The following is a 12,133-nucleotide window of genomic DNA, read 5'->3' on the forward strand; positions in this document are numbered from 1 at the left end:
GCAGGCCGGCCCGGGAACTGAAAGGCGATGTTGAGCAAGCCGCGGGACAAGCCAGGAAAGACGTCGGGGACGCCAGGGAAGCGACGAAGGACCGCACGACGCGTCACCATTAACCGCATGCCTTTGACGCTGGGTCAATGCATTGACCCAGCGTCAAAGGCCTTATCAGGCGGCCGACTGGGGAAGTTGGTCGCCGGTGCCGGCGGTGGATGGGGGCCTCATTGCGCCCGGCGCGACCCCGACCTGATTCGCTTCCTCCGCGGCATCTTGCAACGGCTCGGCCCCCGCATCCCTCGGTATCGAGCAGTTCCTTTGGCCACACTAAGAACGCGCTGGCGACGCGTGCACTGAAGTCGGCCACCGTCATCTTTGGGGCAAGCGCCCGGAGGTACCCGGAGTCCTGCAACGATTCCTGTTGCGTCGCAAGTTGCCCTGCTTTCACGACTTCTTGACTGGAATGACCTGTCCCGTGATGTGCTCGACCAGGCTTCGCTTGTACGCTTGGGCCACCACCGCGGCGGGAGTACCTGCCGAATAGGCCTGCCCCATCGCGGCAAGTGTTTCTGAAACCCATCCTGGGCTGACGACGTTAACCCGTGCGTTGCCCCGCAATTCGAGAGCTGCGGACCGGACGAACGCCTCGACCCCTGCATTCACGATACCCACTACGGCACTCCCTGTGACCGGATGCAGGGAGAGAATGCCGCTGGTTAGCGTCAGGGACCCGCCTTGTGCGATGTGACCGACCGAGCACCGGACGAGATTGACCTGTCCCATCAGCTTGTTCGTCAGACTGAACGCAAAGTCTTCGTCGGTCAGCAATTCAAGCGGTGCAAATTTCGCTGCACCTGCGACGCAAATCACGGCATCAACGGTTCCGAGTTGCCGGTACATTGACACGATGGACGCCTTGTCTGCGAGGTCCACTGACACGTCCGGGCCATTGCGGCTCGCGCCAATGACCTGGTGGTCGGACGAGAGCAGGCGAACGATTTCCTTGCCGAGCAGTCCGGTTGCGCCAACTATCAGCACGCGCATAGGTCCTCCTTATCCGGAAGGGTCACGCCACCGCGGAGCGACGCATCACGCTCGGCGTGCAGACGAGCGAATATCGTACTACCGTTCGAGGGGGGGAGAGTCGACTGGATGACGCTGACCGAGCTACGAGCTATGCCTTGAGTTCAACCCCTCCTACGCTGATGCGCATCGTACCCTTGCCTGCTTCAGGACAAACCTGGTGACAAGCAGGGCTTCGTGTGTCATTTGGGCGCCTTTCGGCGGCTGAGCAGCTGACCATCCCATGCTCGTCGTGGGACTGTACGGTCTTGGATGAGCGCGCGCGGCCAACCGGCATGCTCACCCGCCGTTGCGAAGTGTAACGGTGTTCGCAGATGGTCTGACGCTGGCGGCTGTGGACTCAGCGAGGTACCCCCTGCATCCGATGAGCGCCACGCTCATATGGGGCCGGCGCCCGTTGGCCGTTGGCGTGGACGGTGCACTCCTGGTCGTCCGGGTATCCGCAACGTTGAGGCAGTCGACCTGGACTCAATGCGTCCGCGAGGGTATACACTGGGCTTGTCTCTTTGGCGGAGAGCACCATGAAAACGCAAAATCTCTCGGGCCCAGACAGGCTGTTGGCAGTATGGCGGAACCTGAATGGTCACGCGGCCAGCGACGGACGGGTCGGATACGAAGTTGACCAGCTGGGACGAGTCGTCGACCATCGACGGGTGTGTCCATGGCATCAACTCCTGGTCACCGACATGTTCTGCCAGCTTGCCTCGCAGTTGGGGCCTCGCGTGGCGATGCGTCAGCCGGTATCAACCCGGTCGTTCGGTATCCGCATTGCCGACGTCGTGTGGATGCCCGAGGAGAAGTGGCCGGAAATCGATTCGGACGCCCCGTTACCTTCCGTTCCCGACCTGTGCATCGAGGTGGTCGCGGACGACAATGACGCCGACCAGGTTGAGCGCAAGGCTGACGCCTACCTCAACAGCGGTGCACAGGAAGTCATCATCGTGGGCCCCCTCGGGAAGGTTGAATTTCGAGGACTAGACGGTCCGCGTGCGTCATCCTTGTTTCGCGTGACCCTCGAACCGGACCCGATGTTTTTCGCGTGGGCGTGACGTGCATCGGCATTGCTCGAAACATCTCTCCTGAAAGCAGTGGTGAAAATCGGACCTGGTTTCAGAGGCGGTACCGGTCAAAGTTGTCGAAATTTCGATAAGCGAGGAGTTTCTGACCTCGCGGCGCTTCATGTGCTGGCGCCAACACAATATTGACCCGCTCGCCAACATTAGACTGACCAGCCGGGTTGGGCCGCGAGTTGTCGATGGCGGAGTTGTTTTCCCAATCGTCAAGCTGGTCAGTTCGATGTCGGCAAATGGGTGAAACTGGTACTGGCGAGAAGAGAGCACGAGGGCAAACCAGAATGTTGGAAGCAGCGTTGGACAGTGTGCACGCGGCGTTGATGAGCCTTGCAGTCCAGCACGACGCTCTCTTTTCACTGTTGCTGGTCGCTCCCGCGGCCGTCGCCTGTTTTTTCGCATATTTCATCGTCCGCTACCATGTGCGGGTTGCCCCTGCCTCCATGCACGGGCGCACGGCTGACACGATGTGCGCCGCCATTCCGTTCATGATGTTTGCCCTTGGCGCGTGCTGGGGTGTATTCCTGGCAAGCGTCATGGCGTGGTGGCGTACCCGCCTGGTTGCCCACTGAATCAGGTTCCAACAAAGTCCAACTGACAACTTGAACCTGCTCCTGCAATGCTGAAGAAGGTACTCCGGTCGCCTTCGTTCATGGCGCGTGGGCGATTGGCGTAGACCGAATCCGCTACGCGAAGCAACTGCGAGAATCGTTACGCTCCGGGCCGGGCTTATCGTCGACGCCTGAACAGGCCGGTCGGCTGTCGCGACTGATATCCGACATTTTCTCGTTTTGGCTGGCGTGAGCGTGGTTCGAGCGCCAACCTGCGAGCTTCGTCTGCCTGCGGCGAACTTTCCGACAACTCGTCGTTGTTCCACATCCAGAGGGGCAGAACTGTAATGACAGCCCAGTTAGTGATGTCCTGCACGACGACATAACAGCGGTCGTCGACTTTACTGTAGATGAGGTAGCAGCGCCGGTTGGGCGGAACCTCCCCAAGTGACACGCATCGACCTGCGTCCACCATTTCTCGAACAGAGGTTGCCGACAAAGTAGACCGTTGACTCACTCGTTCCTTTGCGTGAGGTACGACCCACGACCGTCGATTGCTGGACCGTCTCTTCGAGAAATGCATCTTCGCCTCCCACGCATTGCTGCGGTAGTCAGGCAATCCTATTCCGTGTCGGGGCGCATCGCAACGCGGCAATGGATGTTCTGAAGAGCTGGTCCGCGGATGCACTGCGCCACTCGGTAGCGGCGACCGGCCATGCTGCTTGACGCTATCTATGAAGGCTGCAACGAAATCCAGGAACGTCTTGACGACCAGGGCTACAAGGTCACAGCACTTGGCAACATGGTGTAGAGCGAAGCGCGCACCGCCGTGCTCGAAAACATCACGCCCGCCGCGCTTGACCGTTACTTCGAGATGCATGAGAAGGAATCTGAGACCGTCTCACAGGTAAACGCATCAAGCCTGGTTTGACACAGCGAGCACGTACGAGACTTCAGCCAAATCCGATTCGAAGCCCCACCGCGCTTATGCCTGGTGCAGCCTTCCTGTTGGCGGGCTCACGCACCTGCGCGCGGTTCGAGGGCGGGAAGAATCTTAAAACAAGGCTTGACGGCAAGATTCGAAAGAGCCGAAAACATGCTTCTGGTTCTCCTTAGTCGCCTTCGTTCTTAGGTAGCGGAGGATTTTTCGGCGGTATCGGATTGGACTCGCGAAGGAGTCCGGTGTCCATAGTCGGCGCGCTTGCAGGCGGCCCGAGGTCACGGAGCCGGAAGTCAGCCTCTTGCTCCGGTGTAAGTGGCCCGCCGAAGATGTCGTCAAACGGGCCGCCAGGACTATTGCGCAAGAGGAAAATCGCGGCCTGAATCTCTTTTACCGCTCTCTCAAAATCTCCGCATGCCTCCAGGCGCTGGGCGTTCATGCCAGCCGTAGCCAGCAACATTCGGTCGCGGTCTCGAAGCAAATCGTAACCCCATGAGGGAAGGCGCTTCTTTGTATCGTCGAGCGCCCAGCCGCACTTGAATGCCTGGGTTTTGAATGGCTCCGGCGCATTGTTCCAAATGCTTTCCGTCGCGCGTTCAAGTTGCTTCATCGCCTGCAGATATTGAGAAACGTCCATCTGCCGCTCCTTGGTCTGTCCCGCAACCACGAGCCTCAAGGGCCGACAGTTTGCTGACGCGCTCAAGCGTAGGTGGCAGCCCCTGTCGGCGCAATCAGCGAACGGTGCCGACCCTCAAATTGGTCCCTGCGCACGCATGTCCATTGGCGCGTACACCTTTGAGAATCCGCGCAGAGAAGGAAGAAGAAACTCCACATCGCACGGCTCGTCCGCGAATTTGAGATGTCCGGAAATTGGCTTCTGGTTCTCTTCAGTCGTCCTCTTTCTTCGGAATAGGAGATGTTTTCGTCGGTATTTGATTGGACTCGCCAGGCCGTCCGGTGTTCATCGTCGGCACGCTTTTCGCTGACGACGGTGACGCAACCTCGGAAGCAACCGCTCGGACAAAACGACGGCGCACGAATCGCGCCGCCATGCCACCTCTACGCGCGAACACGGGTGCCGCGCAAGGTCCAGAAAAACCGTTCTTGCGAGCAGTAACGAACGAACGTCCGCATTTCCTCCTGCCACAGTGGGGGCGCGGCGATTATGCGCTGGCTGCTTCTGTCCCTGTTCGACGCGCCCACCCATTAGTCTTGCAAGCGCGTGAGTGTCTTGCTTCGACAGTCCTGCCGAGCCGGTTTACTGGCAACGCAGAGGGGATGGTGGGTACACGCCTCCACACTCACTGAAGGGAGATGTTTCGTGGCTCGGTGTGAGTCTGCCGTTGGTGACGGCTGGCGAGGAGGTGCGTGCTGATTTGACTGATGGCGACCCCGAAAGCGTGCAGGCGAACGAGGTTGCGGCCGCTGGCGATGTCGAGCGCAATGGCGGACAAGCTTCGGACCATCCGGAGAGTGTTGAAACCATCGAACTTATCGCCCCCCGTGGCGCGTAAGTCGCGAGGCCGGTGAAGTCAGCAAGTACAGTGCACCGTCTGCTCGCAAGACTCAATGGTTCGATGCCGAAGCTGGACAACCGTGCCGGGTAACAGAGGCCGAAGTGGCGGACATGGCGTGCGCCGGAAAGAACGACCAGCGAACACGACAGGTGGACTTGTCCGGTGGCGGCCACATCGCCGCGTGGCCAAACGCGTCGGCTCGTCACGCCGTGCCACCACGCGGGTTCAGCGCTCCTTCAAATTATTGCTTCGTCGCCTTCGCTGCTTTTGCTGCTTTTTCGACTGCCTCGTCTGCCGCTTCGGTCACCTCCGATGCGGCTTTCGTTGCCGCGTCCAGGTTACTTTGCGCGACTTCGACGGCCTGCTTCGTTGCCTTTTGCACGCTTTCCTGAGCGGTGTTGGCCAGCGTGATAGCCTGTTTCAGAAATGCGATTGCGGCTTCGGAGCCGGCCGGGGTGTTTTGCGCGAGATTTTCGACGAACGATTGAACCTGGCGGCTGACCGCCTGGTACCGCGCATTGACGACCTCTGCCAGCTGCGTTTGTGTGGTCGACGCAATCTCGGCCACCTGGCGTTCGTACGTCAGGACCTTCTCGGCCGAGTGCAGCGCCAGCGCGTCTTGCAGACCGGTAACTTCCTGTCTGTCCTGTTTTGCCAGCCCGTCCTGCACGCGTTGGTACCAACCGGCAAACGCCGTTTTCGTCATATCCAGATTCAGTCTGACGAGCTTTTCCTCGCCCTCCAGCATTGTGCCCGCCAGGCCGAAGAAGAAGTCAAGATTAGCTTGCTGGACTGTAGCAGCTTGTTCTTGAAAATCAGCCATGTTCGCCTCCTGATGATGTATGCCCAACGCCCAGCAGGTTCGGCAACAGTGACCAACTGATGAAGCGCGTCGTATTGAAGCTCCCGTGTCGGCTTGATTTTCGATACTGGCTGCGCAGGCGTATGGTTCTCAGCCGCGATTGCCCGTACAACATCCTCCGCGCTGGGCTGCGTCAGGGACTTGGTGCGGGCGTCGACAGGTGCAGGAGCTGCCAAACGACGAAGATTCCATTACAGGACGGTAGCGGTCGGCTTACCAATTGAATCGGCCTATCATGGAGCACTTTGTGAAGAAACATTTTTTCCTCGCAGCGACCCACGGATTCGTTTGCGCCCTCATTGCAATGACGCTTTCGCCCTGAGGTCGCCATCGCGAGGTGCGACGAAGTCGCGGAACGTTACGTGCCTCTATTTCCTGACAAGCCTTTACCTGCGGGTGGAACTTCCCGGAACCGCTGGCGACAAAGCGGGTGATGCCAAACAGGGCCTGTGAACAAGTTTTCGACAGACCCCAGTCGTGCGAGCGCTTTCATTACGCTCGTACTTCACGAAAGCGGTGGAGTGACTTCGGGCGGTGTACGGGGATAGCGAAAACGGCATCCGTATCGATTACACCGGGTATTTAATGCGTTAACTCAGAGCGGGGACGACGCGTCTCAACGGGCATTCAGGTGCAATGAAGTTCACGCGAACGACATGTCAGCCTGGGCGATGGCGTTCGGCCGCAAGCATCAACATCGGAGTCGTGTCACACCTTCTTAGCCTGAAGTACATAGGGTTGGTCAGGATGACTTACACGGAGCATTGCACGTTATGAATCGTCGTCTGAATCTTGATGTACATCTGCAGAGCACTCTCAACCACAACGGCTCCAGGCGGGCCTTCGCGGCACGGCTGGACATGACTATCAAGCGCGCAAAGGTGACGTCCGGTCGGGTGGCTAAGTCACTCGGCGTCCCCGAACACGAGGTGACCCTTTGGCGTGCCGGAGTTACCGTTCCGAAGAGTGCGGATTTTGCGCGCCTTTCTGAACTTCTCGACGTGGACGTTGCCTGGCTATGCGCAGGTCAAGCGTAAGCCACAGCATGCCATGTCAGTTCTCACCGGACACGGCCTCGCACGTGGTTCGGCTTGCCACCACTCACCGGCACCTCGGTCGGCTCACTCGCCTGGGCCCTGCCATTGACCGGCAGCACGGTCGAAATGGCATGTTTGAAAACAAGTTGTGAACCTGAGTCAGACCCCAGCAGAACTGCAAACTGGTCAAAGGCGGCCAGTTGACCGCTTAGTCTGATGCCGCTCACGAGGAACACGTTTACGGCGGTCTTGTTCTTTATGAGTATCCGCAAAAAATCGTCTTGTACGTCCGGAAGTGCGGTCATGTTCGAGGTCCACGCGATAGGTCCTTCGATTGTATTGGCGATACCTGAAGCCGCCCAGCCAGTCCAGATGAAGTGTGTTACTTCGAACACGAACCGTCTCCGATTCTCCGCTCATTGCGGACGTCTAATTGTCGCTCTACGCTTAAACGGATACTGCTCGAGCTTGCTCGCTTCGGCGGGCCCGGGTACATGGGCCTCGAAGCGTCGCATCGGGGGTGCCGTTCCTGTTGGCGTTTTCGGCATAGCCGGTAGTCGTCACCAAGGTCGTTGCGGCAGGCTCTCCAATTGGTGGAATGCCCGGACCAGTCCATACCAGTCGATGCCCGGCAATCCGATGTCCCTCAGGACGACGTCGGGCGTCCAGTTAGTTACAACAGCGAGCGCCTCGGCGGCACGGTAGGCGAGCGGCGTTTTACGGCGGGAGGATTCCTGGTGAAGTGCAATCGCGTCTGCCGTAGCGCGATTGTCAGAGAGACCGTCTAAAGAAAGGACTTGGTCTTGCCCGCAAATGAGAGGCTGCCTGGCGATTCAAGCCTTGCCGGCTTTGGCGATGACGTCCACAGCCTCCTTTGCCGCGGCCGTGGCCTGCTGATTCAGTGAGTTACCTGCGTCCCACATCGTCCGGAAGCCCTTCGACCAGAAAGCGGTAATCACTTCGTTTTGCGCCGGCGGATTTTTCGCGAGGCTATTGATAATTACCTGAGTCTCACGAACGTACTCGCTGGCCAGCTTTTCAGTTGACGCGAGCAGTTGACTTTGCGTCTCTGTGGCAATTCCATTCACGTGTTGCCAGTAGGCTTGCACTTTCTTGGTGGCCGCTTGCGACTGCCGGGAATGCAGTTCGAAGAATGACTGCGGGTCCCTGGCGGAAAGAGCAAGGGCCTCCGACGCGACAGCTTCGTTCTCCGGTCGGTTCTTTCGCGCACGAACGGCTGTTCCGCCCGTTGTGGCCAATCAATACCCTGGGAGCCGACAACGAGGAAGTGACGACGCTCGATGCTCACGACAACTGGGGCGCAGGCCTCGGAGCAGCCGTACTGGCCAGGGTGGATTGTCACTATTGGACTGAGAGCGCGACGATTTCCTCTTGGGTACGTCCAACACGTGCACGCAACGAGGCAACGACGCGACATTCATTCCTCGGGTGACGCCAGCAGCGCCACCGCAACGCCATTGAGTCCGTCAACCAGCTAGTAGCAGCGACAGGTCCGGAAGCGCTACGCCAAAGGTTTGTAATAACAAGAGTCCGTTGAGCGACAGGACCGCAGTCGCTGCTACGGTGGCCAATATGGTAGTGAACATGCGGTTCCTGCGAACGCCCATGATGTCCTGTCGACAACTGAACCATAGCAGCGCCATCATCGGAAACGGCAAGGCAAGACTCAACACGACCTGGCTGATGACGAGCGCATTGGTCGCGTTCACCCCGAAACCAACAACGACAAAACTGGGCACCATTGTCACGACCCTTCGCACCCAAAGAGGGATACGAAAACCAACGAAGCCCTGCATAATCATCTGGCCGGCCATCGTGCCCACGACCGAACTGGATATGCCGGAAGCGATTAGCGCGAGGAGAAAAATGCCCGCAGCGCCTATGCCCAGCAGCGGTGCCAGTGTGTGGTATGCCGTCTCGATTTCGGCGACATCAGGGTGTCCCTCGTGGAATGCGCCGGAAGCCATGATGACCATGGCCATATTGATAAGACCGGCGGTGGCCAATGCGATGACGACCTCGAGGTTCGAATACGCGAGCAGCGTGGTGCGTTCAGCTTCTGTCTTTGGGAGCACGCGACTTTGAGTCAGCCCCGAATGGAGAAACAACGCATGTGGCATGACTGTCGCGCCAATAATGCCGACAGCAATGGTGAGCGCTTCTGCGTCCGGGAGATGCGGCGAGAACGTATGAACGAAGACGTCTGGCCACGCAATCGGTACGATGAATAGCTCGGCCAGGTATGACAAGCCAATCACGCCGACCAGTCCACCAATTGCCAGTTCGAGTGGACGGAAACCCGCGCGCTCAAACAACAGAAGCGCATAGGTCACGAGAGCGGTGACCACCATGCTGACAAACAACGGCATGTGGAACAGTAGTGACAGGCCGATTGCCCCGCCCAGAAACTCGGCCAAATCCGTGGCCATCGCGGCCACCTCGCTAACGCCCCACATGAGAACGACGAGGGACTTCGGGAAGTGTTCGCGGCAGAGCTCAGCGAGGTTTCGTCCGGTAACTATCCCCAGCTTCGCTGAAAGCGCCTGAAACAGCATGGCTATCAGATTCGCCAGCAGCACAACCCAGAGGAGCGTATAGCCGTACTTCGCGCCAGCCTGAATGTTCGTCGCGAAGTTCCCCGGGTCCATGTAGGCGATTGAGACGACCACCGCCGGGCCGAAAAATGGCAGGAACACCCGCGCGCCTCGACCTTCGAGTCGCTCCCGTATCGCCGACGTCGTTTGCTCCGTTAGCGTTTTACGTCTGTCCTTGCGACGAGCACGGTCGTCCATTGCCACTCCAGCCTGTCACCAGCTGCACGCACTGCAGGTCAGCAGCCTGCCAGCACATTAGAACATCATTCGCCAGCGTGCTTGGCCTGCCACTTCTTCGTGTACGCAATTTCCTCATTTTGTGACTTGATGATGCTCTTGGCCAATCGCTTTATGTCGAGGTCCTTGCTGTACTTCCGTTCCACCTTCGTCCTATCGATGGCGCCCTGATACTGGGGAATCATGTGCGCAACGAAGTCCTGGTCGCTGTTACCACCGTACCCTGGTCCGCCTGCTCGATAGCTCGCTTTTGAGCGAGTTCTTGAGCAAGAACCGGAACAGCAGCGTCAGAACGACAATCATGATTGGGCCACCTGAACTAAGCGGCGGCGAACTGCCAGGAAATCAGCACCCACATCCGCACGCCGAGTTCGAGTACGAGATTCGTCGCTGCGAACTGAAACGCAATTGCGGAGGTAAAGTCGCCGCCTTTGCGCACAATGGAGCGTGTCATCGCGACGGCGGCATAGGAGCAGGATGAGGACGCCGCACCGAGCAGGCTGGCGACCGTCAGCGAGCGAGGCAATGCGTCAGCCAGAAGCCTCGACATCTCGGACTTCGAGACAGCGACTTCAATCAGGGCAGAGAACAGGAAGCCGAGACTCAATCCTCAGAATATTTGCCACAACATTGTGAAAGTCATCCACAACGCACGACCGAGGGCAGTGAAAAGCTGCATCGCAAGCTCCTGCGTGAAGACTCCTATATCAGCGGTGCACGGTTATAGAAGTAAATGCCGTGAGGTGATTTTCCGTCCTTGATGGTGTTGACGAGCTTCAGCGTTTTCATATCGATGACGCCGACGTAGCGGGTGAATCAGAAGGTCACCCATAGGTATCGCTTGTCGGGCGTCAGTTCCATGTCGTCGGGGCCTGGCAGCAGACCGGTGATGGTCCCAACGTTGTTTAGATTGTTCTGGTCCAGGATGCCGATAGTGCTGCCGACCCGGTTCGACACCAGAATGTGCTGTCCGTCGATGAGCGACCGGAAGTTGTGCGCACCCTTGTCCGTGTGAATGGTTTTCTCGATTTTGCGCGCCCGCCAGTCGACGACTGCGACGTAGTCCGCGCCGGTCATGCCAATCAACAGGTATTTGTCCCCCGGCGTGAGCCAGAGACCGGCGGGGGACCTCCCCACCGGCTTCTTCCATAGCACCGTATGGCTCGCGAGGTCAATCGCGGCAACTTCACCCGAGACCTGCAGCGTAATGAAAACAATCTTGCTGTCGGCAGAGAAAATCATGTCGCTTGGGCATCGCTGCCAGCGGCACGCGCCTGGCCAAGGTGAAGTTCTTTCCGTCGGAGTGGTAGATGTCCACACGGTCAAGTCGCAAGCCGTTCGTGACGAACCATTTCCGGTCATAGGAGAATCCCAACTGGTACGGGTCCTCGATGCCTTGAAGCCAGCGCTGGACTTTGCCCGTTTTCGGGTCGAGAAAGACGAGATTGTTGGCCACCGAATTCGCGACAATCAACGACTGATTGTCTGGCATCGCCATGAGGTGATGGGGTTCCTTGCCGACCGCAATCGTATCGACGACTTTCTGCGTCGCCTCGTCAATCAGGCTTACGCTTGCGTCGGCTGAATTCAGGACGATAACGTTTTCGGCGTGCGCCGGAAGTTGAAACCCAAGGGCGAAAAGTAGCGAACAAAACGGGAACCGCATTTCGTCTACCTCCGTCCGACGGCGTCGTCAGCCTTTTACCGTGGGGTGGAATCCTGCCTCTTCGATGACAGCGACCAGTCGGGCCGATGGCAGCGCCGAATCGATTTTCACGACCTTGGTGGTGACATCGATGTCCAGCCTAGTACTAGATATGCCGGAGGCGTACCGCCCCGTCTTCGGTAATGGCATTGCTGGGCGCGGTACTGATGTTGGCGCCGCCAGTTTGACCACGACATCACATGCTCAATGGAGTGGAGCGTTCGCCATATCAGCCGGCACAGTAACCGGCGGATCTCCTGAACGCTGAATGGCAGTGAACCTTCAGCTGTTTTTTTTGGCCTGTGCCCTCAGGGCAGCAAGCACCGCGTGCGCCAGCAACGCCAGTGTGATGTGACGGTACCAGCCCTGCCAGCGACGCACCTCATATTGATCGAGGCCGGCACTGTCAGGTTAATGGGGAGGCGGCGGTAGAATAAAGTGATGAAGAAGACAAAATCGCTTTATCACGGCCACCGCTTCCCTGCCGTCGTCATCAGCTGCGCCGTTCGCTGGTATTTCCGG

The 12,133-nt window shown here is 58.5% G+C and carries 11 protein-coding genes and 4 pseudogenes; 5 read left to right on the forward strand and 10 right to left on the reverse strand.

The annotated features are described in order from the left end of the window. Positions 1–438: 438 nt before the first annotated feature. The gene (locus FVF58_RS50050; protein ID WP_149676847.1) at positions 439–1,038 is read right to left on the reverse strand and encodes a short chain dehydrogenase; all 600 of its coding nucleotides are present in this window, start codon (positions 1,036–1,038) and stop codon (positions 439–441) included. Between the two features lie 560 nt (positions 1,039–1,598). Between FVF58_RS50050 and FVF58_RS50055 the strand changes: the two genes are divergently transcribed. After that, positions 1,599–2,126, forward strand: a complete 528-nt coding sequence (locus tag FVF58_RS50055; RefSeq protein WP_149676848.1) for a Uma2 family endonuclease — start codon at positions 1,599–1,601, stop codon at positions 2,124–2,126. 305 nt (positions 2,127–2,431) lie between these two features. Then, positions 2,432–2,719: a hypothetical protein gene (locus FVF58_RS50060; protein WP_149676849.1), complete on the forward strand. Its 288-nt coding sequence runs from the start codon at positions 2,432–2,434 to the stop codon at positions 2,717–2,719. 1,091 nt (positions 2,720–3,810) lie between these two features. Here FVF58_RS50060 and FVF58_RS50065 read toward each other — a convergent pair. Further along, a complete protein-coding gene (locus tag FVF58_RS50065) occupies positions 3,811–4,275 on the reverse strand; it encodes a hypothetical protein (protein ID WP_149676850.1) in 465 nt (154 codons plus the stop codon). A 694-nt stretch (positions 4,276–4,969) separates the two neighbouring features. Between FVF58_RS50065 and FVF58_RS50070 the strand changes: the two genes are divergently transcribed. Further along, positions 4,970–5,152 carry a hypothetical protein gene (locus tag FVF58_RS50070; protein WP_149676851.1) on the forward strand — a complete coding sequence of 61 codons (183 nt, stop codon included), beginning with the start codon at positions 4,970–4,972 and terminating at the stop codon, positions 5,150–5,152. Between the two features lie 244 nt (positions 5,153–5,396). Here FVF58_RS50070 and phaP read toward each other — a convergent pair whose 3' ends face one another. Beyond that, positions 5,397–5,978, reverse strand: a complete 582-nt coding sequence (gene phaP / locus FVF58_RS50075; protein ID WP_149676852.1) for a TIGR01841 family phasin — start codon at positions 5,976–5,978, stop codon at positions 5,397–5,399. Between the two features lie 812 nt (positions 5,979–6,790). On the opposite strand from phaP, the gene FVF58_RS50080 reads away from it, so the two are divergent. Then, entirely contained in the window at positions 6,791–7,054 is a 264-nt protein-coding gene (locus FVF58_RS50080) for a helix-turn-helix domain-containing protein (protein WP_149676853.1), read from the forward strand. A gap of 23 nt (positions 7,055–7,077) precedes the next feature. Here the strand turns inward: FVF58_RS50080 and hfq are convergent, their stop codons facing one another. The 7 genes and pseudogenes from hfq to FVF58_RS50120 all read right to left on the reverse strand — a co-directional run. Continuing rightward, a complete protein-coding gene (hfq, locus tag FVF58_RS50085) occupies positions 7,078–7,449 on the reverse strand; it encodes an RNA chaperone Hfq (protein WP_342802461.1) in 372 nt (123 codons plus the stop codon). 438 nt (positions 7,450–7,887) lie between these two features. Beyond that, positions 7,888–8,313, reverse strand: a complete 426-nt coding sequence (locus FVF58_RS50090; protein WP_149676854.1) for a phasin family protein — start codon at positions 8,311–8,313, stop codon at positions 7,888–7,890. Between the two features lie 228 nt (positions 8,314–8,541). Continuing rightward, entirely contained in the window at positions 8,542–9,867 is a 1,326-nt protein-coding gene (locus FVF58_RS50095; protein ID WP_149676855.1) for an Nramp family divalent metal transporter, read from the reverse strand. Positions 9,868–9,932: 65 nt separating this feature from the next. Beyond that, positions 9,933–10,112, reverse strand: a pseudogene (locus tag FVF58_RS50100) (DUF305 domain-containing protein); the annotation flags it as partial. A 113-nt stretch (positions 10,113–10,225) separates the two neighbouring features. Then, complete coding sequence (locus FVF58_RS54035; protein ID WP_246217599.1) at positions 10,226–10,513, reverse strand: permease; 288 nt, start codon at positions 10,511–10,513, stop codon at positions 10,226–10,228. A 95-nt stretch (positions 10,514–10,608) separates the two neighbouring features. Beyond that, positions 10,609–11,572: pseudogene (locus FVF58_RS50110) on the reverse strand (YVTN family beta-propeller repeat protein). A 321-nt stretch (positions 11,573–11,893) separates the two neighbouring features. Next, positions 11,894–12,010: pseudogene (locus FVF58_RS50120) on the reverse strand (IS701 family transposase); the annotation flags it as partial. A gap of 42 nt (positions 12,011–12,052) precedes the next feature. Between FVF58_RS50120 and FVF58_RS50125 the strand changes: the two are divergent. Beyond that, positions 12,053–12,133: pseudogene (locus tag FVF58_RS50125) on the forward strand (IS6 family transposase); the annotation flags it as partial.

This window comes from Paraburkholderia panacisoli (assembly GCF_008369935.1).
Lineage (GTDB): Bacteria > Pseudomonadota > Gammaproteobacteria > Burkholderiales > Burkholderiaceae > Paraburkholderia > Paraburkholderia panacisoli.